This window comes from Streptomyces asoensis (assembly GCF_013085465.1).
GTDB lineage: Bacteria > Actinomycetota > Actinomycetes > Streptomycetales > Streptomycetaceae > Streptomyces > Streptomyces cacaoi_A.
Genome location: NZ_CP049838.1, coordinates 8,668,249 through 8,693,145, shown reverse-complemented (window position 1 = coordinate 8,693,145; position 24,897 = coordinate 8,668,249). Strand labels below are relative to the sequence as shown.

General features: G+C 71.8%; 22 protein-coding genes, 2 pseudogenes and 1 riboswitch. Of the genes and pseudogenes, 11 read left to right on the top strand and 13 right to left on the bottom strand.

What is annotated here, in order from left to right; translation table 11 throughout:
- Nucleotides 1–12 precede the first annotated feature (12 nt).
- From G9272_RS38665 to G9272_RS38625, 9 genes are all read right to left on the bottom strand, one after another.
- Nucleotides 13–816: an amino acid ABC transporter ATP-binding protein gene (locus G9272_RS38665; protein ID WP_171400872.1), complete on the bottom strand. Its 804-nt coding sequence runs from the start codon at nucleotides 814–816 to the stop codon at nucleotides 13–15.
- Nucleotides 813–1,793, bottom strand: a complete 981-nt coding sequence (locus G9272_RS38660) for an amino acid ABC transporter permease (protein ID WP_171400871.1) — start codon at nucleotides 1,791–1,793, stop codon at nucleotides 813–815. The genes G9272_RS38665 and G9272_RS38660 overlap by 4 nt, the downstream gene beginning before the upstream one ends.
- Nucleotides 1,794–2,189: 396 nt before the next feature.
- Nucleotides 2,190–2,309, bottom strand: a riboswitch (SAM riboswitch).
- Nucleotides 2,310–2,375: 66 nt separating this feature from the next.
- The gene (locus G9272_RS38655) at nucleotides 2,376–3,272 is read right to left on the bottom strand and encodes a glutathione S-transferase C-terminal domain-containing protein (RefSeq protein ID WP_171400870.1); all 897 of its coding nucleotides are present in this window, start codon (nucleotides 3,270–3,272) and stop codon (nucleotides 2,376–2,378) included.
- Between the two features lie 467 nt (nucleotides 3,273–3,739).
- Nucleotides 3,740–3,892, bottom strand: a complete 153-nt coding sequence (locus G9272_RS38650) for a TetR family transcriptional regulator (protein ID WP_171400869.1) — start codon at nucleotides 3,890–3,892, stop codon at nucleotides 3,740–3,742.
- Between the two features lie 112 nt (nucleotides 3,893–4,004).
- Nucleotides 4,005–4,811, bottom strand: a complete 807-nt coding sequence (locus G9272_RS38645) for an NAD(P)-dependent oxidoreductase (RefSeq protein ID WP_171400868.1) — start codon at nucleotides 4,809–4,811, stop codon at nucleotides 4,005–4,007.
- A gap of 11 nt (nucleotides 4,812–4,822) precedes the next feature.
- The gene (locus tag G9272_RS38640) at nucleotides 4,823–5,323 is read right to left on the bottom strand and encodes a DoxX family protein (protein ID WP_253268070.1); all 501 of its coding nucleotides are present in this window, start codon (nucleotides 5,321–5,323) and stop codon (nucleotides 4,823–4,825) included.
- Nucleotides 5,320–5,487 (bottom strand): hypothetical protein, encoded by a 168-nt coding sequence (locus G9272_RS38635; protein WP_171400866.1) that lies wholly within the window; start codon nucleotides 5,485–5,487, stop codon nucleotides 5,320–5,322. The genes G9272_RS38640 and G9272_RS38635 overlap by 4 nt, the downstream gene beginning before the upstream one ends.
- A gap of 46 nt (nucleotides 5,488–5,533) precedes the next feature.
- Nucleotides 5,534–6,463 (bottom strand): carbohydrate kinase family protein, encoded by a 930-nt coding sequence (locus G9272_RS38630; RefSeq protein WP_171400865.1) that lies wholly within the window; start codon nucleotides 6,461–6,463, stop codon nucleotides 5,534–5,536.
- Nucleotides 6,464–6,494: 31 nt separating this feature from the next.
- Entirely contained in the window at nucleotides 6,495–7,181 is a 687-nt protein-coding gene (locus G9272_RS38625) for a class II aldolase/adducin family protein (RefSeq protein ID WP_171400864.1), read from the bottom strand.
- Nucleotides 7,182–7,238: 57 nt separating this feature from the next.
- Here G9272_RS38625 and G9272_RS38620 point away from each other — a divergent pair, with 57 nt between their 5' ends.
- The 5 genes from G9272_RS38620 to G9272_RS38600 all read left to right on the top strand — a co-directional run bounded on the left by G9272_RS38620 (nucleotide 7,239) and on the right by G9272_RS38600 (nucleotide 12,634).
- Nucleotides 7,239–7,889, top strand: coding sequence for a TetR/AcrR family transcriptional regulator (locus G9272_RS38620; protein WP_171400863.1), 651 nt, complete (start codon nucleotides 7,239–7,241; stop codon nucleotides 7,887–7,889).
- A gap of 94 nt (nucleotides 7,890–7,983) precedes the next feature.
- Nucleotides 7,984–8,142 (top strand): hypothetical protein, encoded by a 159-nt coding sequence (locus G9272_RS38615; protein ID WP_171394575.1) that lies wholly within the window; start codon nucleotides 7,984–7,986, stop codon nucleotides 8,140–8,142.
- 105 nt (nucleotides 8,143–8,247) lie between these two features.
- Nucleotides 8,248–9,432 carry a tyrosine-type recombinase/integrase gene (locus G9272_RS38610; RefSeq protein WP_253268069.1) on the top strand — a complete coding sequence of 395 codons (1,185 nt, stop codon included), beginning with the start codon at nucleotides 8,248–8,250 and terminating at the stop codon, nucleotides 9,430–9,432.
- Nucleotides 9,433–9,647: 215 nt separating this feature from the next.
- On the top strand, nucleotides 9,648–12,053 hold the full coding sequence (locus tag G9272_RS45590) for a tyrosine-type recombinase/integrase (RefSeq protein ID WP_253268068.1): 2,406 nt from the start codon (nucleotides 9,648–9,650) through the stop codon (nucleotides 12,051–12,053).
- Nucleotides 12,050–12,634 (top strand): DUF6262 family protein, encoded by a 585-nt coding sequence (locus G9272_RS38600; RefSeq protein WP_171400860.1) that lies wholly within the window; start codon nucleotides 12,050–12,052, stop codon nucleotides 12,632–12,634. The genes G9272_RS45590 and G9272_RS38600 overlap by 4 nt, the downstream gene beginning before the upstream one ends.
- A 16-nt stretch (nucleotides 12,635–12,650) precedes the next feature.
- Here G9272_RS38600 and G9272_RS38595 read toward each other — a convergent pair whose 3' ends face one another.
- A complete protein-coding gene (locus G9272_RS38595; protein ID WP_171400859.1) occupies nucleotides 12,651–13,409 on the bottom strand; it encodes a GNAT family N-acetyltransferase in 759 nt (252 codons plus the stop codon).
- Nucleotides 13,410–13,631: 222 nt separating this feature from the next.
- Between G9272_RS38595 and G9272_RS45585 the strand changes: the two are divergent.
- The 3 genes and pseudogenes from G9272_RS45585 to G9272_RS38585 form a co-directional block, all read left to right on the top strand.
- Nucleotides 13,632–13,856 (top strand): annotated as a pseudogene (locus G9272_RS45585) (hypothetical protein); the annotation flags it as partial.
- A 110-nt stretch (nucleotides 13,857–13,966) separates the two neighbouring features.
- Complete coding sequence (locus G9272_RS38590) at nucleotides 13,967–15,190, top strand: hypothetical protein (RefSeq protein ID WP_171400858.1); 1,224 nt, start codon at nucleotides 13,967–13,969, stop codon at nucleotides 15,188–15,190.
- A complete protein-coding gene (locus G9272_RS38585; RefSeq protein ID WP_171400857.1) occupies nucleotides 15,190–15,705 on the top strand; it encodes a hypothetical protein in 516 nt (171 codons plus the stop codon). Before G9272_RS38590 ends, G9272_RS38585 begins: the two co-directional genes overlap by 1 nt.
- A 25-nt stretch (nucleotides 15,706–15,730) precedes the next feature.
- Here the strand turns inward: G9272_RS38585 and G9272_RS38580 are convergent, their stop codons facing one another.
- The gene (locus G9272_RS38580) at nucleotides 15,731–17,854 is read right to left on the bottom strand and encodes an ATP-binding protein (RefSeq protein WP_171400856.1); all 2,124 of its coding nucleotides are present in this window, start codon (nucleotides 17,852–17,854) and stop codon (nucleotides 15,731–15,733) included.
- 178 nt (nucleotides 17,855–18,032) lie between these two features.
- Between G9272_RS38580 and G9272_RS38575 the strand changes: the two genes are divergently transcribed.
- The 3 genes from G9272_RS38575 to G9272_RS38565 all read left to right on the top strand — a co-directional run bounded on the left by G9272_RS38575 (nucleotide 18,033) and on the right by G9272_RS38565 (nucleotide 22,021).
- Entirely contained in the window at nucleotides 18,033–21,218 is a 3,186-nt protein-coding gene (locus tag G9272_RS38575) for an AfsR/SARP family transcriptional regulator (protein WP_171400855.1), read from the top strand.
- Nucleotides 21,219–21,315: 97 nt separating this feature from the next.
- Nucleotides 21,316–21,453: a hypothetical protein gene (locus G9272_RS38570; RefSeq protein ID WP_171400854.1), complete on the top strand. Its 138-nt coding sequence runs from the start codon at nucleotides 21,316–21,318 to the stop codon at nucleotides 21,451–21,453.
- A 97-nt stretch (nucleotides 21,454–21,550) separates the two neighbouring features.
- Entirely contained in the window at nucleotides 21,551–22,021 is a 471-nt protein-coding gene (locus G9272_RS38565) for a hypothetical protein (protein WP_253268067.1), read from the top strand.
- Nucleotides 22,022–22,075: 54 nt separating this feature from the next.
- Here the strand turns inward: G9272_RS38565 and G9272_RS38560 are convergent.
- Both G9272_RS38560 and G9272_RS38555 read right to left on the bottom strand, forming a co-directional pair.
- A pseudogene (locus G9272_RS38560) lies at nucleotides 22,076–23,100 on the bottom strand (glycoside hydrolase family 15 protein).
- Nucleotides 23,101–23,152: 52 nt separating this feature from the next.
- The gene (locus tag G9272_RS38555) at nucleotides 23,153–24,748 is read right to left on the bottom strand and encodes a GMC oxidoreductase (protein ID WP_171400852.1); all 1,596 of its coding nucleotides are present in this window, start codon (nucleotides 24,746–24,748) and stop codon (nucleotides 23,153–23,155) included.
- Between the last annotated feature and the right edge of the window lie 149 nt (nucleotides 24,749–24,897).

Here is a 24,897-nt window from a genome sequence, read left to right as displayed (position 1 = left end):
GGTGCTTCGGTGTCAGAGCACCTTGCTGAGGAAGTCCCGCGTCCGCTCGTGCTGCGGTGCGTCTAGGACCTCGCCGGGCGGGCCCTGCTCGACGATCTTCCCGTCGTCGATGAAGACGACCCGGTCGGCGACCTCGCGGGCGAAGCCGACCTCGTGGGTGACGATGACGAGCGTGGTGCCGCTGGTCGCCAGGTCCTTGATGACGGCGAGGACCTCGCCCACGAGCTCGGGGTCGAGGGCGGAGGTGGGCTCGTCGAAGAGGATGACGCCGGGGCGCAGCGCGAGGGCGCGGGCGATGGCGACGCGCTGCTGCTGGCCGCCGGACAGCTGCCGGGGATAGGCGCCGGCCTTGTCGGCGAGGCCCACCCGGTCCAGGAGTTCGCGGGCCAGTTCCAGGGCGGCGGGCTTGGCGAGTCGCCCGGTGGCGGTGGGCGCGGCGGCGACGTTGTCCAGCACGGTCAGGTGCGGGAAGAGGTTGAAGTTCTGGAAGACGAAGCCGATCCGGCCGCGCTGGGTCAGGATGGCCCGTTCACTCAGCTCGCGCAGCCGGTCGCCGTGCCGGCGGACGCCGATCAGCTCGCCGTTGACGCTGACATAGCCGATCTCGGGCTTCTCGAGGTGGTTGATGACCCGCAGCAGGGTGGACTTGCCGGAGCCGGACGGGCCGAGGATCACGGTGACCTCGCCGGGCCGCACGGTCAGGCTCACACCGTCCAGGACCCGGTGGGCGCCGTACCACTTGTGCACGTCGTGCACCTCGACGGCGGCGGGCACGATCCCGGCGGTGTCGGCGCTCTGCACGGTCTCGGTGGTCATACGGCGGCCTCCCGGCGGATGCGGGCCCGCAGGTCGGTGAGACCGGTCCGCAGTTTCTGGAGCGGCGTCGGCGGCAGGGAACGCGTGGCGCCCCGGGCGTAGTACCGCTCGACGTAGAACTGGACGACGGAGACGACGCTGGTCAGGATCAGGTACCAGACGGTGACGACCAGCAGCAGCGGCACGATGTCGCCGGGGTAGGTGGCGCCCATGGTCTGCGCGGTGCCGAACAGGTCGAGCAACGAGACGTAGAAGACCAGCGAGGTGGACTTGACCAGGCCGATCAGCTGGTTGACGTAGTTCGGCGTGATCGACCGCAGGGCCTGCGGGAAGACGATCTTCCAGAACTGGTAGCGCTTGGGCAGGCCGAGCGCGGCGGCCGCCTCGTGCTGGCCCTGGTCGACGGAGAGGATGCCGCCGCGGACCACCTCGGCGGCGTAGGCCGCCTCGTTGAGGCTGAGACCGACGACGGCGATCACCATGTCGGTGGCCAGCCGGGACTCGTCGAAGCGGAAGAACGCCGGGCCGAACGGAACCCCCACGCTCAGGGTCTGGTACAGGGCGCTGAAGTTGTAGAGGAAGAGCAGCACCACGATCAGCGGGATGGAGCGCAGCGCCCACACGTAGGTCCAGCTGACCGCGCGCAGCACCGGGCTCTTCGAGAGCCGGGCGAGGGCGAGCAGGATGCCGCCGAGGAGGCCCAGCACCGCACTCCAGGCGGCCACTTCCAGGGTGATCAGCAGTCCGTCGAGGATGACCGGCCGCAGGAACCAGTAGCCGAAGCGGTCCCACTGGTAGAAGGGGTTGGAGATCAGTCCGTGCGTGAACTGCGCCACCAGGACCAGGGCCACGGCGGTGGCGATCCATCGTCCGGGCTTGCGCAGCGGCTGGACGCGCTGGGCGGTGAGCTTCTCTGACGGGACGTCGATGGCGGGTGCGGCCTCGGCGAGGGTCACGGCGCCTGGGGGTTCACTCATGAGGGGCTCCGGCGGGAGTCGGACACCCCGGGTCACGGCGGACGTGCGTGGCCGGACGCGCTTCGGCGGGGCGGCGGGGACCGCTCCGCGGGCGCGAACAGGGCATGGCGCACGGATGCGTACAGGAGACCGGGGTGGGGCGGACAACGGCACACCGCTCGGGCGGTGTTCGTCAGGAACGCGGAGGCGGGGCTGCGGTGTGAGGGGTTCGTTCAGCCCCGACAGCGGGCACGGCCCGGTGCGGTACACAGTGCGCTGTTCACGCGCAGGAGGTCGACGGCGCGGTTGGCGACGAGGATGTCGAGGTACGGCCGTACGCAGCCCCGGGGGCGACGGGGCGCCGTCCGATGAGCTGCGTACATGTCCGTCACCATCACTGTTCCGGCCCCTGGAGGGCCCTCGCGCTTACCGATACGTCATTACCGAAACGTCGGTCCGGTCGTCACCTGGGGCACCCCACCGCGGAGCGAGGGTTGCCGGTCAGCTAGCCAGGGCTTGTCGCTGACGCTCATGACCGTTCTGGGCCGTAAGTAAGACAGTTGCCCGAACGAATGTCAACGGCGGTCCGGTGGATGGACCGGGTCAGGGCCGGTTGACCTGCGGTCGGACCGCCGAACCGTCCGCCGCGTGGGTCTCCCAGTCCAGGATCTGGACGGCGGCGCCGGCGGCCTCCAGGCCCTGGCAACGGGCGTGGTGACGGCGGGCGATGGCATCCAGGTCGAGGTGGGCGCCGAAGGCCGGGTGAGCGGCCAGCCGGCGGGCGTAGGCCCACAGCGCGGGATGGTCGGCGATGCGGTGCACGGCGGCCGCGTCGAGGTGGTGGCGGTGCACGGTGTCGAGCTGGACCAGGGCGACCCACAACTCGACGTCGGCTGCCGTGATCTGATCGCTGATCAGGTGCTCGTGGGCACCGAGCCCCCGCTCCAGCACCCCGAGCGTGGTGACCAGCGTGTCGAGGGCGGCGGTGCGCTCCGCCTCCTCGGTGTCGGCCGCTCCGGCGCGCTGGGCGGCCTCCTCGATGCCCAGGGCGCACATCCGCTCGACGGCCTCGATCTGCGACTGCGCGCCGCACGGGTACAGGGTGGGCCGGCCGCCGCCGAAGTGCCGGGCGAGGTCGCGGGCGATGTCGGGGCCGTGGCTGCTGACGATGCGCCCCGACCAGTCGTCGCTGAGCACCGGCGCGAGGGCGGGTCCGGTGTACCGGTGCGCACTGGCGTCGTACAGCGGACGCAGCGCGGAGTGACCTCCGTCGGGGCAGTCCGGGACGGCGGGCAGGAAGGTGACCGGGCAGGCCTTGTCCAGGCCGAGGAGGCTGTGGGTGACGGCGATGCGCAGACAGTCGGGGTCGGCCGCCGCCAGATGGAGGCGGTAGCGGCGCGGCACCGCGTAGTGGCCGCTGCGCGCGTCCCGGCCGATCCGGCCCCGGAAGGCGGCGGTGGGTCGGGTGGACAGGTGGGCGGCCAGTGGTGTGACGGACATGACTCTCCCCGGGGGCGGGACGCACGAAGGACGTGCGCGCGGCGGATGCGACGTCGATGAGGGAGGTGCGGAACTCGTGCGCGCGTGCCGGGTGCGGCCGCGTCCGTGGGACACCGCCGGCGCGGTTCGGCGCGGGAACGGGCCCGGCTCAGTCCTGGAACCTGATGGCGCTGCACACGCGCTTCAGGTCGATGTGACGGCGGGAGGTGAGAAGGGGTGACGACCACGCCGTGCGGCCCGCTCGGCCGGTGGTCGGCTCCAGTCGCCCCATCGTTTCCCTACCCGTTCACTAGGATTCCCGAATCGAGTGTCGATCCGCCTCGAGCCCCCGTCAAGGGGGCGTCCACCAGGTGAGTACCGGCGGAACCTCGGGGAGTCCCGGGGTGGGTGTGCGGCCCGGGGGCGCTCGGTCGGAGGCGGGCAGCGGTGGGCGCGTCGACCGCGCGCCGGCCCGCGATGGACCCGGGTCATGTGGACGCGCCGGTCTCGGTTCGGGTGACGGGGCCCGCGGGCGCACCCTGATGACCGAGCCCGGCGTGCCCGGCGACCGTGTCGATCGAGGTGCCCTTGAAGCCGCGGGCGGCGAACACCTCCAGCGCCGCTTCGAGGGATCTCCTCACGTCGTGCCGACACCACGGTGCGCCCCCTTCCGCCGCTGGGCGGGTGCCCGCGCACAGTACGGCCGGCCCGGCAGGGCTAGGGGTCGTACCCGGCCGGGTGCGAGGTTCTTCCTCACCTCCCCATGGCGTCCAGGGCCGCGCGGGCGGCGTCCCGGACCGGGCCCGTACCGGTCCGGCCCGCCGCGTCCGCGACCTCGCCCAACAGGCGTACGTCCTTGGCGAGCAGCCCGCCCGCGTGGGCGCCGATGCGGTCGAGGGTGCCGCCCGCGGCGGCGACCCGCTCCAGCGCGAAACTGGCGGCGCTGCCGCTCGGCAGGACACGGCCGAGGGCCGCCGGATCCAGCCCCAGGGCCTCGCCGAGCGCGAGGGTGTCGGCCGCCAGGGCCAACTGGGCGGTGAACAGCGTGTTGTTGAGCAGCTTGGCGACCTGTCCCGCGCCGACGGGGCCCAGGTGGACGACCGGGTCGCCGTAGGTGGCGAACACCGGGCGACAGGAGGCGAACACCTCCGGGTCCCCGCCCGCCATGACGAGCAGGGTGCCCTGCTCGGCGGCCCGTCCGCCGCCGCTGACAGGGGCGTCCAGCACGGACACGTCCTGTGCCGCGGCCCGTTGCGCGAGGCGGCGGCATGTGTCGGGGTGGACGGTGGAGTGCACGGCGATCACCCCGCCGGGCCGCAGTCCTTCCAGTACGCCGGAGGCGACCTGCTCCACATCCCCGTCGGCGACCACGCACAGGCACACCAGGTCACTGGCGGCGGCCAGTTCGGCCGGTGAGGCGGCGCTCTCGGCGGCGGTGCCGGCGAAGGGGTCGAGGGCGGCGGGCCGTCTGGCCCACAGGGTGGTCCCGAAGCCCGCCTCGACGATCCGGTGGGCCATGGGCGCTCCCTGGCCGCCCAGTCCGATGAAGCCGACACGCATGGGACGCCTCCTCAACTCTCCTTCCGGGGGCGCCAGAACACGGCCAGCAGACCGGCCGTCGCGACGACACCCACCCCGAGCACCACACCGGCGCCCGTCCATCCGGTCACACCGATGTCCGCGGCCTCGTCCACCGCGTACTCCCCCGGCCCCCATGCCCCCAGCGCCACCGCGAGGACGCCCAGCACGAGGACGTACTCGTAGCCCTCCTTGAACACGAAGAAGCCGTTGCGGCGGTGTGCGAGCAGGCCCGCCACCAGCATCACGGACAGCACCGCCGCGCAGGCCAGTGAGGTGAGGAAGCCCGCCAACAGCAGGATGCCCGCGCCGAGTTCGGTGAGGACGCTGAGCCATGCCTGGAGTCTCGGGCGGGTGAGTCCGAGCCCGCCGAACCAGCCGGCGGTGCCGGATATGCCGCCTCCGCCGCGCCAGTGGTTCCAGCCGTGCGCCAGCATCACCACGCCGAGCACGACCCGTACGAGCAGCAGTGCGGTGTCCGAAGCCTCACTCATCGCCATGTCCCCTTCTCCGTCGGCAGCGCCCGCACACCCCGCGTGCACTCCTCGACGAAGGCGAGCACATGCGGGTGGCAGACGAGAGCGGTACGGCCGACGCCGGTGTGGTGGCCCGCGCCCGCCTGCTCGTGGCGTACCACCCGTGGGGCTCCGGTGAACATGGAAGCGAGGTCCGCCGTCCACCGGCCTCCCTCGCCCCGATCCCCCTCAGGTGCGGGACTTGGTCGTCGCGGCGAAGGCGTCGGCGGCGGTGAGGTCGAAGTCGCCGTGGTCGCTGCCGAGCCCCTGCGCGACGAGCGCGGCGGCCGCGCTGCCGAGGACGGCGGCGTCGCTCGGCGTACGGCCCAGGCTCACGCCCCGCAGATAGCCGGCCGAGAACGCGTCGCCGCACCCGGTGGTGTCGACGACGTCGACCACGAAGGCGGGCACCGGTTCCGCGCCGTCCGCGGTCACCACGAGCGCGCCGTCGCCGCCGCGCGTGACGGCGACGACGCCCGCACCGGCGCCGAGGAGCTTGCGCGCACCCGTCAGCAGGTCGCTCTCGCCGGTGAAGCCGAGAACCTGGTCCTCGTTGGGCAGCAGATGGTCGATGTAGGGCAGGGCCGCCTCGATCTGCTCGAAGCTGCCGAGGACACCGGGGGCGAGCAGGTCCACGGAGGTGACGACGCCGTGTTCCCTGGCGTACGACAGGATGCGCGTGGCGACCTCGACGCCGATCAACTCCGGTCCGCCCAGGTGCAGATGGTCGGCCTCGGCGAGGGCGTCCCAGGGGACGTCGTCGAGGCCGTAGGTGATGTTGGCGCCGAGCAGGTGCAGCGAGGGGCGGTCGCCGTTGGGCCGGATCGGCAGCACGCTCGCGGAGGTGGCGGTGTCCGTGCGGCGGACGAGGAACTCGGTGTCGATGCCCGCCCGGTCCAGCAACCGCACCAGCAGGTCGCCGGTCGGGTCGGAGCCGATGGCGCCGGCGCTGCGCACCCGCGCGCCCAGCTTGGCGAGGGTGAGCGCGGTGCCGCCCGCGGTCCCGGCGGCGGTCATCCGGATGTCCTCGACCAGCGTCGCGCCCTGGCCCTCGGGTATCTCCTGCACCGGCCGCACCAGTACGTCCAGCACGTGCACGCCCATGGTGAAGACCTTCATCGGCTTTCCCCCTTCATCGGCCTCATCGGCCTCATCGGCTCTGTTCCTGCGCGGGTGGTACGGGGTGGGTGGTGCCGTAGTCGCGGGCGATCGCGGCCTCGATCACGGCGAGTTGCTGCTGTTCGTCGAGGAAGCGGGGCCGGCCCATGGCGGCCGCGCGCTGGTAGACGCCGCAGGCCCATTCGAGGAGCAGCGCGTTCTCGACGGCCTTGTCGAGGGTCGTCCCGTGGGTGACCGCGCCGTGGTTCGCCAGCAGGGCGGCGCTGCGCCCGTCGAGCGCGGTGAGTACCGACTCGGCGAGTTCGGGGGTGCCGAAGGTGGCGTAGGGCGCGACCCGCACCGTGCCGCCGAGGGCCAGCAACTGGTAATGGATGCAGGGAAGTTCGTCCAGCACGCAGGAGACCGCGGTGGCCATCGGAGCGTGGGTGTGGACGACCGCGCCGGTTCCGTAGCGGCGGTAGACCCCGAGGTGCAGCTCCAGTTCCGAGGTCGGCCGCAGGCTTCCGGCCACGACCTCGCCGTCGAGGTCGACCACGGTCACCTGGTCCGGGGTGAGTTCGGCGAGGACCGCTCCGGTCGCGGTGACCGCGACCCGGTCCTCGACGCGTACGCTCACGTTGCCGGCCGTGCCGATGAGGAGGCCTTCGGCCCCCAGGCGCCGGCAGACGTCCGCGACGGCGGCCCGCTCCTGACTCAGCGCCGAGCTTGAGGCGGTCATGGGCGCGAAGGTACCGTAAACGTGAAACAAAGTCACGTTCATGTTTGGAGGCAGTCCTTGGTCCAGGCGACCGCGGGTCCGGGCGGTGGCGCCCCCCTGCGCCGCACGCCGCGGCAGGCGCGCAGCAAGGCACGGCTGGCCCTGATGCTGGAGGCCGCCGAGCGCATCCTGGTCGGCGACGGCGTCGAGGCGCTCACCACGACGCGGGTCGCGGCCGAGGCGAAGGTGTCGGTCGGCTCGCTGTACCAGTACCTCCCCGACCGTGACGCGATCATCGACGCCCTCGCCACGGGCTACTTCGCCCGCCTCGAAGACGTCATGGACGATCTGGTCCGGACGGCGGCGCGGGAGCGGTGGGACGATCCAGTGGGCATGCTCATCGACACCTTCGCCCGGGTCTACCGCACCGAACACGGCTTCCGTGCCCTGTGGTTCGGCAGCGGGCTGACCGAGCGGACGCGGGCCGCGGACCGTGAGCACAAGCGGCGGATGGCCGACGGGATCCGCCGGGTGCTGCTCGCGCTGGGCGTCGCCCCCGACGACGAGGCGCTCGCGAGGGCCTGCCACGCCGCGATCCTCGCCGCCGACGCCCTCGCCCAGGAGGCCTTCCGCCGCGCCCCGGAGGGCGACACCGACCTCCTCGACGAGGCGAAGGCGATGCTGCGCTGCTATCTCACCGAGGTCGTCGCGCGCTACGAGCAGCGGTAGCCGAAAGTCTGTGGCCGCCGCTGTGCATCGGTCGATAGCGTCGGGGCCCGCAACCGACCGCGCCGGCGGTCGCCGCACCCGGAGAGCGAATCCCATGACCCCGCAGCACCCCCGAGCCACCACGACCCTTTGGCGTCCCACCGGCCCCAAGGAGCTGGAGCTGGTGCGTGAGCTCGGCTGGCGGGCCTGGCCACCCCGGCTGCCCGAGCAGCCGATCTTCTACCCGGTCCTCGACTTTACCGACCGGGGGTAGCGCTGCCCGTGATGTCCGTCTGGGCCTGTGACCAAGGCGTCATGGGCTCGTTTACCGACCGGGACCGGGACGTCTGTCATGTTCCGGAGTCGCTACGGAGGGCGAGTGGCACGACGAGTAGTGGTCGGGGACCTGCGGGTCCAGCAGATCGAGCGGAAGGACGGACGGCGGTCATGGACGATCGTCTGGCCCGAAGGGGCGGTGCACGCGGAGGCGGACCGATTCCTTCGCACGCACGACGGTTCGGGGACGCAGAAGACGTACGCGTATTACCTGGTGAACCATCTGCGGTGGCTGGAGCGCGAGTGCCTGGGCTTCGACACGGTGGTGTTGCGGGATCTTGAGCGGTACATGGGGATCGTCGGCGCCGAGGTCCGCATGCCGCTCGGTGAGCCGTGGCGGGTCGGCAAGCGCCCCTACGGCCGGGCGGCGCTGTCGACCGCCGCAGCCTGCCTGAAGGGCTTCTACCTGCATCAGGCCTCGCTCGGCATCAACGGCGAGCTCGGCAAGAAGCTCGGCGTGACTCGGCTGCCGTCCCAGGCGGATCGCCGCCGCTCGTTCCTCGGGCACGTAAAGAGTGCGATGCCCGCCAACCCGCTCGCGCCGAGCGGGCCACAGCGGCGACACCCGAAGATGCTCCCGGACGGCGCTCGCGAGAAGCTGCTGGCGACGGTTAACTCGGCCCGGGACCGGCTGGTGGTGACCTGGCTCGCTGACGGCGGGCTTCGGATCGGCGAGCTCTGCGGGCTGCATATGGTCGACTTGCACCTGCGCGAGAACGCGGCCTGCGGCGAGTGCCGCAGCCCTCACCTGCACGTCTGCCACCGGCCCGGCAACCCGAATCGGGCGGAGGCGAAGACCAAGCACCCGTGGCGGCTCGAGAACGGCACGGTCACCGGTGGGCTGATCAAGCGGGTCAGCCCGGCGATGGTGCACACCTACTTCGAGTACGTCACCGGCGGCGAGTATCCACGCGGCCGGTCCGGGCACGGGATGCTGCTGGTCCAACTGCACGGCGCGGGTGCCGGGGAGCCGTGGGCCCCGGTCGGAGCCCGCAGGATGCTGGGTCGGGCAGGGAAACGCGCCGGCCTGGGGCTTGTGAAACCCCATGCCTTCCGCCATTCCTTCACCTCGGCGGTCCTCGACGCGTCGGACGGCAACCTGCTGATCGCCCGGGACGCGGGCGGCTGGGCCTCGGCGACGATGGTGGACGAGGTCTACGGGCACGTCGACGTCCACGATCCGGCGTTCGACGCGGCACTCCGTACGGTCTGGGGTGAGCCGAAGTGAGCGCGAGGTCCCTGTTGCCGGTCCATACCGACCGGCCCGACCGTCAGGGCCGGGACAGGTTGGAGATCCTCACGGCCCTGATCCACAGCCCGTCATTCGACCCGGTTTTTCGGGAACCGATCATCCGGATCCCTCGCGGCCACGCTGTTTATCGGTGGGAATGCCTCATCAGCCAGTGCGAACGCGTCCGTGACGGCGGAACGGATCTGTGCTCGGTGCACCGCCGGGAGTGGAACGAGGCCAAGGAGCGTGGGGTCGGCAAGGCGGCCTTTGTCACGGCGGCAGAACCGCTCGGTCCGTCGGAGTGGATCCGCGAGGAATCCTGCCGTATCTGCCCCCAACGGCCCGCGGCGCACACCGCGACACGGCTGTGCGTCCGGCACCAGACTCGCTGGCTCTATCTGTGCAGGTCCGCAGCCGTTGAGGAGTCAGACTTCGCCCAGTGGCTGGGAGAACAGGAACCACTGACGGGCTATGGAGAGTGCCAGGCGGCGGTCTGCGCCAGCCTGGCCTACTCCCCGCTGGGGCTGTGCTCGGGACACCGCCATCGCTACCGGCTGCACGGACGTCCTGGCGGCGCTTCGCTCCCGGACCACTGGTGGCATTCCTACGAGCGCATCGGGCAACCCGTCCCGGTGGTGATGGAGAACCGGGAGGAGTTCCGGGCCTGGTGCACCTCGGTGGCGGCGGTGACCTGGCCGGGGCAGATCAACCTGCGCGGGCTCAGACCGCTGCTGCGGGCCGAGATCCAGTGGGGAATGTTCCGCCACGCTGAGCAGCCCGAGCCCGGCCGCTGGGACCTTGAGTGGATTCAGCGCATGGTCAACGCCTGCCGGGAGAGCCGCGTCGACTCGCTGGTCGATCTCGACCTGGGCGCCCTGGGTGGCTTCTCGTCCAGCATCGTCAGGGAGATGCGGCGAGAGCTGCAGTTGATCTACTTCACCCCAGACGACTGCCGCGAGGCAGGCTTCTTGGAGACGGACCACTTCGGCATCCGGTTCGACAAGCGGGCCAGCCACATCGACCTCACCGCCGTCCCGCAGCGCTGGCTGCGGGACCTGCTCTGGGACCACCTCGCCGATCTGCTGCGGTCTCCACGCTGCCCGAGGACCGCCACCGCAGTCGACTCGCTCCGCCGGGCATGCACCGAGCTGGGCGCGTTCCTGGAGGTCGACGCGCCAGGTGGAGGCCACGATCCCGGTGCGTTGCGCGGCGAGCACATGCAGCGCTTCGTGGCCGACCAGCGGCGTCGGGAACGTGACGGCCTGACGTCGATCGCGCTGACCAGCTCGACCGGGAAACCGCCGACGGTGACCACGCATACGCGCCGGACGGTCTTCAACAGCGTCCGGCGGGTCCTGCGGGACGCTCTGGAGGACGGCACCGCCCAACGGCTCGGTCTGGACCGGGAGTTCATCACGTCCATGCCCGCCGGAGGCGGAGCGCCGCTTCGAGCCCGGCGGCCGTTCCCGGACGAGGCGGCCCGCGCACTGGCCGACGGGGCGAACCTTCAACGGCTCGCTGACGCCTACGATCCCAGCGACCACGGCCTGCGCGACATCTGGGAAGCGATCGTCACGACCGGGCGCCGCACCAGCGAGGTCCTGAAGCTGCGGTGGGACTGCATCGGCCGCTACGGCGGCCTGCCCATGTTCTGGCACGACCAGACCAAAGTCGGCAACTACGACGCCGCGATCCGCATCCCCGAGAGTCTTTACGATCTCCTCGCCGAGCGGCAGCGCAAAACCCTGGAGAAGTTCACAGCCCGGCACGGCCACGCCCCTTCGCCACAGCAACGCGCGGCGATGGTCCTCTTCCCCCGGACCACACGCAACTCGCAGATGACGACCTCGCTGTCCTACACCTGGTTCATCCGGGGTTTCCGGCTGTGGGTGGACGAACTCGACCTCGGCCGCCTCGTCCCGCACCAGGCACGGCACACACTGGCCACTAACCTCCTGCGGCACGGCGCGACCCTGACGCACATCCGCCGCTACCTCGGCCAGGTCTCCGACCGCATGGCCGAGCACTACGTCCACCTGACCAGCTCCGACCTGGATAACGTCCTCCAGCACGTCTGGGTCGCCGGACCCGGCACCGCACAGCCCGGCGAGTTCCTGGCGGGGGACGCCACCCCGCTCACCCGCGAGCAGGCACAGGCCCTCGCGATCGACCTGTCCCGCCGCAGCGCCCCGGCCGAGGGCGGGTTCTGCACCTTCCAGCCCGTCGTCGACGGCGGCGCCTGCCCCTGGAACCTGGACTGCCACAACTGCGACAAGTTCGTCCTGTCCGGCGCCGACCTCCTCTACTGGCGCCGCAAGCGCGAGCAGTGGTGGCTGTTGGCCGAAGGCGCACCCGACGACGCCACCGCCGACTACCTCCACCGCTACTTCGAGCCCACCGCCCGCGCCATCGACGGCCTGGAGAAGGCGTTGGCCGGTCTGGGTCTCCTCGACGACGCCCTCGCCCTGGACCTGCGCAAACCCCAGGACTACTTCCACCGCGTCTGGTCCACAGCTTTCCGTGCCAGCGACCTCGCCGAGGCAACCGAGGCAGGAGACGCCCAGGAAGACGAGTACGACGCCGAGTTTGACGCCACCGACGGAGAAGCACAGACATGAGCACCGCCACCGTTCCCGAACCCCGCACGGCAGCTGCCCTGACGGCCCGCCGCCGCAGAACCGAGGCCGCCCTCCAACGGGTCCACGACGCCATCGCCCGGCTCCGGCGCGAGAAGGCCCAGGTCAGTGTCGCCGCCGTCGCCCGCCGCGCCGACGTCTCCCGCACCTTTCTCTACGACAACCCCGAGGCCAGGACCGCAGTCGCCACCGCCATGGCCGAAATCGGCGAGCGGCGCGGCCAACTGCTCGCCGACCAGGCAGACGAGCGTGAGGCAACCTGGCGCGAACGGGCCCTGAACGCCGAGGACGCCCTCAAAGCCGCCCACACCGAGATCGTCGCCCAGCGGACCCGCATCGGTGAACTCATCGGCCAAGTACGCGACTTGGAAGCCGAGTGGACCGAGGAAGCCATCCAGCGAATCACCACCGAGAACACCACCCTCAAGCAGCGCGTCCGACAACTCACCACTGACAACCGCACTCTCGACGAGCGGCTGAAGGCTGCCCGTTCCAACCTCCGCTTCCAAGATCGACGCGTCGCCGACCTCGAAGCCCAGATCGCCGACTCGACGGTGCACTGAATCACCCCGGCCGAGTTCAGACGGCGGTGTCACCGGCCAAGGCCGGTGAGACCGCGTCGCCGAGGCGGACGCTGAGCTGGGAGCCCAGCTCCCGGAAGCCCAGCGCAAGTGCCACACGCTTTGATGGATGAGGCCGTGCTCTCCATTGCGGAAGCAGCCCGGCGTCAAGTGCATGCGCCACCGCCGCAGACGCCACGAGCCGCGCCAGCCCCCGGCCTCGATGACCCGGCGCAACCAGCACACTCAGGTGAGCCACCGACCGCGGCCAATCTTGATAGCTGGCCGCGGCAACCACCTCGTCACTCTCGCGGAGGACGAATGCGGGAGAGGTGATGTCCTCCAAGCCGCTTTCACCGGCGTCCTCTTCACCAGCACGGGCCAGGAGTGCGACCAGCTCATCGTCGCCGCACACCGCCTCCTCGAGAGCGGCGCCTTCTTGCACAGGCAGGAAAGCGGCGCGTTCGAGATAGAAGAGGGACGCAGGACCAAGTACGTCGAGGACGGGCAACACCTCACGCAAGCGGTCCTCGTCGACGAGCTCCTCATCGGACAATTTGCCTGAAGCGCCCGCCATCAGCTGGACGACCTGCGCGCTCGGCACGGTGACGATGCCGACGCCGCCGAGGACCACGATCCCTGTCCACAACGGCGGACACAACCGCGAGCCAGGAGAGACCACAACGTTCGCCCCGCCCGAGGAGGAGAACTCCACCGGCTCCACCGCCAGCTCGGTCCATAGCTCCCGGGCCCGGTCAAGCAAGAGATCGCTAGTCATGGCCATATCGTGTCGGGCCCCGCGCCCCTGAACGACTGATTTACAACGGGCCAGAGGCTCCAGGCGCCCTCGCGCTGCGACGCCTCGCGCACCACGCTTCCGCTCGCAGCACGACGACCACACGAACGAGCGACAACAACGCCCCCAACTCGCTGTCGCGGACATGTAGTCTATGAATCGTCGCAGTTCAGAGCCGGTGTTTGAGCTCCTGCGGTCGGTAAACTCGACGAGGACTACGCCATCAGGATCGCCCGCGACTGGAACGTCAAGCACGACGGCGCCGGCTATGTCACCCGGTTCGAGGTCGACTCCGCGTTCCTGCGCAGGTATCCGGTCCAGCAGGCGGGCGGCCGGACGATCCTGGAACTGTGGGTGCCGGCCGAGGAGCTGGACGAGTTCAACGCCCATGTCGTGGGCGAGATCGAGGTGGTGCACGTGTTCTCGTGACGCCCGCTGCAAGGTTTCCGCAAGGTCCCCGCAGGCCTTCCGTCCGTCGGGAGGGGCAAATGCCCGGCAGACGGGGCCGAGCCGGTCCCGCACGGACGACGGGGGTCTTCATGTCGGCGTTGCGGAAGAGTGCGGAGTCGTCGGTCGAGGAGCGTGAGTGGCTGACGCTCGTCGAGCGCAAGCTGGTGCTGGTCGTGGTGCACACCCTGACCTACGGCAAGCGGCTGGTCGAGGTCCTGTTGCTGCTGGAGGCCGACTTCAGGGTGCAGGTGGTGTTCACGGCTCCGCCGCACGTCTTCGGCGACGAGGTCCCGCGCTTCCTCGAGGGACTGGGAGGCGCGGTGCTGCCGTGGGACGAGGCGGTGCGGATGCGGTTCGACCTGGCTCTCGCCGCCGGGCCGAGGGGCGTCGAGAAGATCTCCGGGCCCGTGATCGCGATGTCGCACGGGGCCGGCTACCTCAAGCGGCTGGTCTCGGTGGAGCAGCCGGGTGTGGCGGGGCTGCGCAGAGCGGATCTCGTCCCCGGCGGCCGGCTGCCCGCCGCCGTGGCGGTGCCCCATCACGCCGAACTGGCCGACCTGGAACGGCACTGCCCGGAGGTGCTCCCGCTCACCCATGTGGTCGGCGATCCGGCGCACGACCGCATCGCGGCGAGCCTGCCGCTGCGCGCCCGCTACCGCCGGGCCCTCGGCCTCGCGGACGGCGAGAAGCTGGTGGTGGTCGTCTCGACCTGGGGGGCGCTCTCGTCCTTCGGCCGGTTCGAGGCGCTGCTGCCCCGGCTGATCGCCGAGCTGCCCGCGGGACGGTTCCGGTCCGTCATCCTGGTCCACCCCAACGTGTGGTCGGGGCACGGTTCCTGGCAGGTCAGGGCCTGGCTGGCGCGCTGCGCCGAGCCGGGCATCGCCCTCGTGCCACCGGAGGCGGACTGGCGCAGTGTCCTGATCGCCGCGGACTGGATCATCGGCGACCACGGTTCGGTGACGCTGTACGGCACACTCACCGGTGCGCCGATCCTGCTGGCCGGTTCACCGGACCGGGAGATCAATCCCGCCTCGCCCGCGGCCACCCTCGCCGTGACCGCGCCGGCGCTCTCGCCCGCCCACCCGCTCGTCGGGCAGCTCCAGTACACGGCCGCCGAGTACCGCCGGGAGGAGTACGCGGCGATCGCCTCGCGCATCACCTCGGAACCCGGCCGCTTCAACCGCAACATGCGGCGGCTCATGTACCGCCTGCTGGGTCTGGGCCAGCCCGCCCACGAACCGGTGACGGTCCCCCTGCCCGAGCCGCCACCGCTGGACACGTGGGCGCGCGGGCGGCGGGAGGTGCCGGCGTGATGCGCTTCGTCTCCGTCCGGCTGCGGGCGTCGCTGCCGTGCCCCCGGGACCCGCGAAGCGCCCCGGCGGCGGACCTGTCGCTCCGCGTCCGCTCGACCGGGGGCGACCACGACGTGCTGGCCCGGGTCGGTCTCCTGGAGCCCGGGGGCCGGCCCGGTGCGGGCGGGCCGGTGGCCGGTGCGGACGAGCACGTCGCCGCGGAGGCCGGACCGTGCCCCGGGGTCCGGTGGCCGGTCTGCGCCGATGTGCTGTACGAACGGCTTCCGCGCCCGTACGCCGACGCGGTGCGCCGACTGGACGACCTCACGGCCGCCCATCCGGGGTGCCGGCTGGCCGCGGCGCCGCTGACCGGGGGCGGTTGGGCGGTCGTCGACGGGACGAGCCGCACGGTCGTGCCGCTGGCGCGCCGGGTTCCCCCGGACCAGCCCCTGCTGGCGTCCTGTCTGCACGCCTGGCTGGTGGCGGGACACGCCTTGCGGGACATCGAGGACATCCGCGTGGTGCCCGGCGGGTGAGCACGGCGGGTGAGCGCTCCGGCGCCTATGTGCGCCGGAGCCGGCGGGCGTCCGCCGGGCTGGTGGTCTCGTACAGGGCGAGGGCGCGGGCGTGGAACTCCTCGCCGGCCGTGTCCTCGCCCCGCTCGCGTGCGGTGTCGCCGAGCATCTCCAGGGTGCGGGCCTGCCAGTGGACGGCGCCGGAGGCGGTGAACACCGCGAGCGCCTCCGTCAACTGGGCGGTACCCAGGGCGTGGTCGCCGGTCCGGGCGCGGGCCCGGCCGAGGAAGGCGAGGGCCCGGGCCGTGTCGTGCGGGTCGGCCACCTCCAGGAGTCCCTGCCGGGCCCGGGCGAAGCAGGCGACGGCCCGTTCGGGGTCGTGTGCGGCGAGGGCGACCTCGCCGAGCGTGATCCGGGCGAGCGCCACCCCGCGCGGGTAGCCGCATTCCTCCCAGGTCGCCACCGCGCGGTCCAGATGCGACACGGCCTCGGCGAGCCGCCCCGCCTCGTAGTGGCAGTTGCCGAGGCCGAGCAGCGCCTGTCCCTCGTCGCGGGGGTCCTCGCCGTCGCGTGCCGCGTACAGGGCGGCCGTGTACCACTCCACGGCCTCGTCGAGCCGACGGGCGGCGCTCAGACCGATGGCCCCGGAGTTGAGCATCTGGCGTTCGGCCTCCCGGTGTCCGTCGCGGCGGGCGGCCTCCAGACCGATGCGGTGGGCCTCGATCCACAGGTCGTAGTGGCGCAGCCTCAGGAACAACGGCCACATGGCGTCGACGAGTTGCCAGGCCGTGGTGTGCCAGCCGCGCTCGACGGCCAGACGGAGGATCGCCATGAGGTGGCCGCGGCGCTCGTGCAGCCAGCCGAGGGCGTCGCGGTCGTCGGTGAAGGGCGGGGGCAACGGGAAGGGATGCGCGTAGCTCCGTGGCAGGGTGAACTGGATGGGGGTGATGAGGCGTTGGGCCTCGGTCGCGGTCAGCAGGTGCCAGTCGGCGACGCGCCGCAGGGTGCGTTCCCGGTCCGCCTCGGAGTCGGACAGGACCGCGCGGTCGCGGGCGTGGACGCGGACGAGGTCGTGGAAGCGGAGCGCGTCCGGGCCGACCTCCTCCAGCATGTTGGCCTCGACGAGTTCGTCCAGTCGGCGTTCCGCCCAGTCGAGGGGCTCCGCGCAGGCCGCGGCGGCCGTCCGGACGTCGAAGTCGGGCAGCGGCAGCAGCCCGAGGGCCCGGTACATCCGGGCGGCCTCCGGTCCCAGCACCACGTACGACGCGTCCAGGGCCTTGCGCACGGTCGCCTCCCCTTCGACTTCCAGCGCGGCCAGCCGGCCGACGTCCGGGGTGAGCGCGTCCGCCAGTGCGGCGACCGGCTGCCTGGGGCGGGCGGCGAGCCGTGCGGAGGCGAGGCACACCGCGAGGGGCAGTCCCGCGCAGAGGTCCACGACCTGGCGGACCGCGGGCAGTTCCCCGGCGACGTGGCGCTCGCCGACGCCGCGCAGGAACAGCTCCACCCCGGCGGCGGGGCCGAGCGCCCGCAGCCGGTGGAACTCCGCGCCGTCCAGCCGCAGTCCGGTCAGCCGGTGCCGGCTGGTCACGACGACGAGGCTGCCGGGCCCGCCCGGCAACAACGGCCGGATCTGTGCCGCGGAGAAGGCGTTGTCCAGCACCACCGCGATGCGGAGGTCCGCGGTGACGGACCGCCACAGGGACGCCTGTTCCGCCAGGTCGACGGGGACCGCCCAGGCGCCGAGCGCCCGCAGGAACCGGCCGAGGATCTCGCCCGGGTCCGCCGGTCCGCCCGCCGCGTGGCCGCGCAGATCGGCGTGCAACTGCCCGTCGGGGGCGGCTGATTCGTGTCGGCGCAGCCAGCGGGAGACCAGGGTGGTCTTCCCGATGCCGGCCGGACCGTTGACCACGATCAGCGGCTGCCGGGACCCGGCGTCCGCATGCCGCGTGAGCAGCCGGTCCAGGGCTTCCAGCTCGTCCCGCCGGTCGGTGAAGTGCGCGGGTACCGGCAGTAGTTGACGGGGTGTCGGCGGCGGCTGCGGCGGGGCGGTCCGGACCTGGATGCCGCCGTGGACGTCACGGGCCTGGACGGTCGGTCCGTAGAACCGGGCCGATCCACCGATGGTGTTGCTGCTCGCTCTCCCCTGGTCGTCCTCCCGCGCCGCACTCATACCGCTCGTCCCCCTCCGACCGGTTGCCCGCTACATCGATCAAGAGGGTCCTACCCCCGCCGGGCCCCCGACGATGCAGGCCACGGACGTCGGGGCCCCGGCAAGGAAGCGATTCGGCCAGCACACCGGCCCCTCTTGGAACCCCCTCCGCTCCCTGTCATGCTCTTCGCCCCATGGCATGACCGTCCCCAGTGCCATGGTCGTCGAACGGCCGGACCAGCGGGAGGCGCTGGTGGAATTCCAGGTACTGGGCCCGGTGGGGCTGCGCGCGAACGGCCGGCGGGTGGAGCTCGGTTCGGACAAGGAGCGGACCTTGTTGGGCCTGCTGGCACTGGACGTGGGCCGGCCGGTCGCGCTGGGCGTGCTCATGGACCGGCTCTGGGACGGTGAACCGCCGCCGCACGCCCGGGAGAACGCGCACAGCTATGTCTCGCGGCTGCGCAGGCGGCTCCGGCTGGCCGACCCGTCGTCCGCGGGTGCGCCGCGCATCGTCAGCCGGGCCCACACCTACACGCTGGAGGCCGCCCGCGAATCCGTCGACTGGCACCGGTTCCAACAGCTCGTGGCGCGGGCCGGGGCCGTCGCGGCGGACGGCGACGACGAGCGGACGGCCGCCCTCCTCGACCGCGCGGAAGGCCTCTGGCGGGGCGAGGCGCTGGCCGGGCTGCCCGGTCTGTGGGCCGAGACCACACGCCGGATGCTGGCGGAGCGGCGGCTGGGCGCCGCCGTCTCCCGGATCGCCGCCTCCCTCCGGCTGGGCCGGTACGCGGAGGTGACCGCCGAGGTGTCCGCGCTGGTCGACCGGTATCCGGGCGACGAGACGCTGGCGGGTCAGCTGATGCTGGCGTACTACGGCGGCGACCGGTACACCGACGCGCTGCGGGTGCACCAGGAGACCCGTCGGCTGCTGATGACGCAGTACGGCTCCCGCCCTGGCGCCGAGTTGGACCGCGTCCACCGCGGGATCCTCGATCGCGTGCCGGCCGCCGATCTCGTCCGGGGCCGCGGGGCCACGCCCCGCCCGGCCGCGGCCGCGCCGCCGGCCCGCCCGCGGCCGCCGAGGAACCTGCCGCACCAGCCGCCCCTGATCGGCCGTCGCGCCGAACTGCGGGCCCTGAGCGCCGCCGTCGACGCGGCGACGGAGCACGACCGGGTGATCAGCCTGGAGTCCGTCAGCACCGTCAGCGGCATGGCCGGGGTGGGCAAGACCACCGTGGCCGTGCACGGCGCGCACCGACTCGCCGAGCGGTTCCCCGACGCCCAGCTGTATGTGGACCTGCGCGGCCACTCCCCCGTCGGCGAACCGCTCGGTCCCGGCGCGGCCCTGGCCACCCTGCTGCGTCTGCTGGGCACGCCGGCGGAGACCATCCCGGTCGAACTGGAGGGCCGTACCGCGCTGTGGCAGACCATGCTGGCCGAGCGGCGGGCGGTGATCGTCCTGGACGACGCGGTGAGCGCCGACCAGATCCGCCCGCTGCTGCCGAGCGGCTCGCCCTCCCTGACGATCATCACGAGCCGGCGCCGGCTGACGGGCCTGCCGCAGGCCCGGCACATCCCGCTCGACGTGCTGCCGACCGACGACGCCATCGCCCTGTTCCGCGCGTGCGCGGGCGAGGAACGCACCCTGGACATCCGGGAGATCACCCGGATCATCCGATTATGCGGCCATCTCCCGCTCGCGATCGAGCTGGTCGGGAGCCGCTTCCGCGCCCATCCGGCCTGGACGCTCGACACGCTGGCCGACCGTCTGACCCGTGCCGAGGGCCGACTGGGCGAGATCAGGGATGCCGAGCAGGAGTTGCTGCGGGCCTTCGACCTGACGTACCGGACCCTCACGCCGGAGCAGCGCGCCGCGTTCCGCCGGCTCAGTCTGCACTCCGGCCCGGACGTCACGGTGGACTCGGCGGCCGCCTCGCTGGACCTGCGCCCGGCCGCCGCGGAACGCGTGCTGGAGTCGCTGCTGGCCTGCCATCTGCTCCGCGAGCCGACCCCGGACCGGTACCGGTTCCACGACCTGCTGCGCGAGTACGGCCACTCCAGGTCCCTCGCCGACGACACCGAAGAGGACCGGGCCGGCGTCCTGCGGCGCCTGACGGACTTCCACGTCGACGCCGCCGACCGCGCCGACCGGCTCGCGTACCCCCGCCGTACGAGGCCCGCGCCGCCGCGGGAGCGCGGCCCCGGCGCACGGCTGCCCGACTGGCCCGACGCCGGGGCGGCGCGGTCCTGGCTGGCCGCCGAGCGCGCGAACCTGCTGGCCACCGAGCGCCGGGCGCGTGGCCAGGGCCGCCCCGGGGCCGCCGCCCGACTCGCCTACGCCATGGCCGGTTTCCTCGACGAGGAGTGCCACTGGCTCGACGCCGAGGCCGTCCTGGAAACGGCCGTCGAGCACTGGACCCGGACCGGCGAGCAGGCCGCGCTGTGCCGTGCCCTGCTGCACCTCAGCGCCGTGCACGCGCACACCGCGCGCTACCCGGAGGCCGCCGAGAGCGGCGGCCGGGCCCTGCGGATCGCCCGCGCGACGGGGGACGAGGAGGCGGAGGCCGAGGTGCTGCGCACGCTCGGCACCCTGAACTGGCATGTGGGCGACCATCAGGCGGCGCTCGTCCTCTTCCAGAAGTCCTTCGCCATCACCGCGATATCCGGAGACTCCCTGGACCGCGCGCGTCTGCACAACAACATGGCGGTCACCCTGCTCTTTCTCGGGGAACACGACCGCGCGCTGGAACACTTCGAGAAGACGCTCAGCGGATTCACCGAGGCGGGTGATCACGCGGCGCTCGGAAAGACGCTCAACAACATCGGTGACTTGTACCTGCGTCGCGGAGACCTTCAGTCCTCGCGCCGGTCCTTCGAGGAATCGCTGACATTTCTCGAGCATTCCGGGAACCGTTACGACCGCGCCACCGTGCGCGGCAGCCTGGCCGATGTCCTCACGGAATCGGGCGACACCACCGCGGCCCTCCCCCTTTACCAGGAGACTCTCGCGGAATTCCGCGCGCTCGGCGATCGGAAGAGCCAGGCCGACACACTGATCGGTCTGGGCGAGGCGCACCGGAAAGCGGGGGACGCCGAGAAGGCCGTACGGCACTTCCTGGACGCCCTCGACATCGCCCGCCTGATCGGCGCCGCCCACCAGGAGATCCAGGCACTGCGCCACCTCGGGCAGGCACATTTCGCAGCCGGCCGGCTCGACTCGGCCGGGGAACATCTGGAGGCGGCCCTTTCGCTGGCCGAACGCACGCACGACGTCGACGAGAAAGACCGGACGGAAAGCGTTCTGACGGAGGTACGGCGTGCGGTAGGTGGCACCTCGACAGCACGGACCTTACCGCGACACACGTTCGAACCTGGCGGTAATTAAACGCGCAACAAGTGAATCTCGTTCAATTAGGACTACAAGCTGACGGTCATATACGGTCACCTCCGCCAAGTAATCGATCAAGGAGGGATCCCGTCACGTGAGCACAATGCGCCGACTGGCCGTCGTCACCGGTCTCGCCACTGTCGCCATTTTTGGCGTGACCGCGCCAAATGCCTCGGCGGCCGAGCTCGCCTCGACCGCGGCGGTCGGCACGAACAGGTGCATCATGATGTGACCCCCTGAGGGTCGATCGACGCACCGGGGGTGGCAGCGCACGCCGCCACCCCACCCATCGGACACGAGAGGGTGGTGCGGGGTTGGAGCCTATATCGGTGGCGCTGTTGGCGGCGCTGGCAGGGGGAGCCGGCGGCGAGGCCGGTCGACAGGCCTGGGCGGCGCTGAGCGAACTCGTCCGGCGCCCGTTCCGGCGGGACGGCGACCGGGACGGCGACGGTGACGGTGACGGGAACACCGGTGCCCCGGCGGCGGGTTCGGCGGAACCGGAACTGGTCCGGCTGGCCGCGGCCCCGGACGACGCGACACTGGCCCGCGCGCTGAGCACGGCACTCGCGGTGCGGGCGGCGCGGGACGCGGACTTCCAGGCGGGTCTGCGGCGGTGGCACGAGCTGGCCGGCACACTGCACGCCGACGAGGTGCACACCGGCGATGTGCACAGCGAGATCACCGGCGGCACCTTCGCCGGCCCGGTCCTCCAGGGCCGCGACTTCTCCGGCCTCTCCTTCACGACCCCGGCCCCACCGCGGGTGGACCCCGACACGGACACCCCGCCCACGCCGGACTGAGATCGCCGCCGCGCGACCGCCGGACTGCTGCCGCAACGGCCTGGCTCCCCGCCTTCAGCGCGGGATCGCGTCGAGGGCCTCGTCCAGCGTCGTCGCCGCCATGATGAGGGAGAGATGGGTGAAGGCCTGCGGGAAGTCGCCGAGTTGCTCCCCGCTGGGGCCGATCTCCTCGGCGAACTGGCCGACATGGTCGGCGTACGTCTGCATCTTCTCGACGGTGTAGCGGGCTGGGGCAGGCGCCCGGCGCGGGCGAGGGCGTCGACGTAGAGGAACGTGCAGAGGCTGAACGTGCCTTCGGAGCCGCGCAGTCCGTCGGGGGACGCCTCGGGGTCGTAGCGGTGGACGAGGCTGTCGGAGACGAGGACGCGGTCCATCGCGTCGAGGGTGTTGAGCCAGCCGGGGCTGCGCGGCGACATGAATCCGACCCGGGGGACCAGCAGCAGGGAGGCGTCCAGTACGTCACCGCCGTGGTGCTGGACGAGAGCCTGCTGCTTGTCGTCCCAGCCCTGTTCCATGACCTGTTCGAGGATCGCGTCCCGGGCCCGGGTCCAGAGCGCGGTGTCCGCGGGCCTGCTGAACTCGGCGGCCAGCTTCAGACCGCGGTCGAAGGCGGCCCAGCACATCACCCGGCTACAGGTGAAGTCCTTGCGGCCGCCCCGGGTCTGCCCGCGCGTAGGCGAACCGCGGGCGGCATTCGAGGCTGAAGCGCACGGTGCCGCGCACGGTCCGTACGACGCGCACCAGCCGGTGCCGGTCGGTGGCCGTCGGGCCCGGCTGGACCGGCTGGACCGGCTGGACCGGCATGTGGTCGATGATCTCGCCGACCCCGTCGGGTGACATGAACCGGGTCACCACGACGGCGGTGTCCGGGTGGTAGAGCTGCTTCCAGGACCCCTCGGGAGGGTCGGGCGCGAGGCGGAAGTACCCGCCGCCGTCGTGGTCGAGCAGCGCGGCGAAGACACTGGCGAGTCGAAGCGCGGTGCGGCGAACCAGTCGATCACGCCCTGGGACGAGACCAGCGCGGCGGTCTGGAGGTCCCCGACGAGCCCGTGGTCGGCGATGGACGGGTAGCGGTCCATGGCGTTCTCCTCGGGCGGCTTCAGCCTCTGCCGTCGCACGGGTGGCCGAAGGTCATCGCAACCGCTCCGCGAGGTGGTCGCCGACGCGCAGGGCGTTGGCGATGGCGGTCAGCGAGGGGTTGACCGCCCCGATGCTCGGGAAGAAGCTCGTGTCGACGACGTAGAGGTTGTCCAGGTCGTGGGCCTTGCAGTGGACGTCGAGGGCGGAGCTGCCGGGATCGTCGCCGAAGCGGACCGTGCCCGCCTGGTGCGCGGTGGCGCCGATGGGCATGCCCTTGTGCAGATAGATGCTGTGCGACAGGAGATGGTGTTCGTTCATGCCCAGGTGACCGAGCATGCCCTGGAGTTTGTGCCGCAGGCGGTTCAGCCCGGCGATGTTGTTCTTCTCGTCGAGCGCCAGGTGGATACCGCCGTCCCGGTCCAGGGTGACGCGGTTGCCGGCGGCGGGCAGATCCTCTCCGCACAGCCAGAAGTCGACCGCGTGGTGGGCGAGTACCTCGAAGGGCATGTCGGGGGCCACGGCCCCGGCCCAGCGGGGCGCCTCGCCGTGGATCTGGTCGGAGTCGGACTTGCCGAGCATCTGGATGCCGCCGAGGGGGTAGTCCCAGTCGTCGGATCCCAGGTACCAGTCGTGCAGCGCCAGGGTCTTCTGGAACCTGGTGTCGTTCGGCTCCCTGGACACGGCCATCAGGGCCAGGTTGTTGTGCCGCATGTAGTGCCGGCCCACCACGTCCGAGCTGTTGGCCAGTCCCCGCGGATGCCGGTCGTTGGCCGAACGCAGCAGCAGGACGGCGGAGTTGACGGCGCCACAGGCGACCACCACGACGTCGGCGCGGAACTCCACGGTGGATGCGTCCCGGTCTCCCGGCTCCCCCACGGTGGCGACGACCGAGGTGACACTCCGGCCGGTCGCGTCCGTCTCCAGCCGCCGCACGTCCGCGTGGGTGACCATCTCGACGTTGGCGTGTTGGAGCGCGGGGTCGACGCAGATGACCTGTGCGTCGGACTTCGCGCCGACCAGGCAGGGGAATCCGTCGACGCGGTCGCAGCGGATGCAGGCGCTGGTGTGGGTGGCCCGACCCCGGTCGTCCTGGGTGAGGTTCACCCCGATCGGGAGGTGGAAGGGATGCAGTCCCTGCTTCTCCAGGTCGTGGCTGAGTTGCTGGATGCGCGGCTCGTGCTGGACCGGCGGGTGGGCGTACTGGGCGCTGGTGGGGCCCTCGGTGGGGTCCTCGCCGTGCCGGCCGTGCACGAGATAGAGGTGTTCGGCCTGCGTGTAGTACGGCTCGAACTCCTCGTAGCTCAGCGGCCAGGCGGGGGACACGCCGTCGTGATGGCGGAGTTCGCCGAAGTCCTCGGGGCGCAGCCGGAAGAGCGCCGCGCCGTAGAACTTGGTGTTGCCTCCCACGTAGTAGTTGACCTCGGGCGGGAACTCCTTCCCGTCCTTGTCGTACCAGAACTCCGGGGCACGGTACTTCCCCTTGACGAAGACCGCGGTGGAGTCCCAGTTGTCCCGTTCACGGGGAAGGTAGCCGCCGCGTTCGAGAAGGAGGATCCGTTTTCCGGTGGGTGCCAGCCGATGGGCGAGGGTGCCACCGCCCGCACCTGTCCCGATGATGATGACGTCGTAGTACTGCGCGTCGGTCATGCCGGCCACCGTCCTCGGAGAATGCGCCGGTCCTGCCGGGTGAAAGGGCCGTCGGACCCGACCACCAACGTATCTCCGGGCGATGTTTCCGGCGAGTTGGGCCGATCGGGTGAAACGAGGCGCCGGGACACGACGCCGTCTCGTACGCG

Coding starts and splice junctions, on each gene's coding strand:
- G9272_RS38625 (WP_171400864.1), bottom strand. CDS start 7,181: ATGACCGCCTCAAGCTCGGCGCTGAGTCAGGAGCGGGCCGCCGTCGCG.
- G9272_RS38575 (WP_171400855.1), top strand. CDS start 18,033: ATGACCGTCCCCAGTGCCATGGTCGTCGAACGGCCGGACCAGCGGGAG.
- G9272_RS38580 (WP_171400856.1), bottom strand. CDS start 17,854: ATGAGTGCGGCGCGGGAGGACGACCAGGGGAGAGCGAGCAGCAACACC.
- G9272_RS38585 (WP_171400857.1), top strand. CDS start 15,190: ATGCGCTTCGTCTCCGTCCGGCTGCGGGCGTCGCTGCCGTGCCCCCGG.
- G9272_RS38555 (WP_171400852.1), bottom strand. CDS start 24,748: ATGACCGACGCGCAGTACTACGACGTCATCATCATCGGGACAGGTGCG.
- G9272_RS38645 (WP_171400868.1), bottom strand. CDS start 4,811: ATGCGTGTCGGCTTCATCGGACTGGGCGGCCAGGGAGCGCCCATGGCC.
- G9272_RS38595 (WP_171400859.1), bottom strand. CDS start 13,409: ATGACTAGCGATCTCTTGCTTGACCGGGCCCGGGAGCTATGGACCGAG.
- G9272_RS38600 (WP_171400860.1), top strand. CDS start 12,050: ATGAGCACCGCCACCGTTCCCGAACCCCGCACGGCAGCTGCCCTGACG.
- G9272_RS38640 (WP_253268070.1), bottom strand. CDS start 5,323: ATGAGTGAGGCTTCGGACACCGCACTGCTGCTCGTACGGGTCGTGCTC.
- G9272_RS38665 (WP_171400872.1), bottom strand. CDS start 816: ATGACCACCGAGACCGTGCAGAGCGCCGACACCGCCGGGATCGTGCCC.
- G9272_RS38590 (WP_171400858.1), top strand. CDS start 13,967: ATGTCGGCGTTGCGGAAGAGTGCGGAGTCGTCGGTCGAGGAGCGTGAG.
- G9272_RS38660 (WP_171400871.1), bottom strand. CDS start 1,793: ATGAGTGAACCCCCAGGCGCCGTGACCCTCGCCGAGGCCGCACCCGCC.
- G9272_RS38655 (WP_171400870.1), bottom strand. CDS start 3,272: ATGTCCGTCACACCACTGGCCGCCCACCTGTCCACCCGACCCACCGCC.
- G9272_RS38630 (WP_171400865.1), bottom strand. CDS start 6,463: ATGAAGGTCTTCACCATGGGCGTGCACGTGCTGGACGTACTGGTGCGG.
- G9272_RS38635 (WP_171400866.1), bottom strand. CDS start 5,487: ATGTTCACCGGAGCCCCACGGGTGGTACGCCACGAGCAGGCGGGCGCG.
- G9272_RS38615 (WP_171394575.1), top strand. CDS start 7,984: ATGACCCCGCAGCACCCCCGAGCCACCACGACCCTTTGGCGTCCCACC.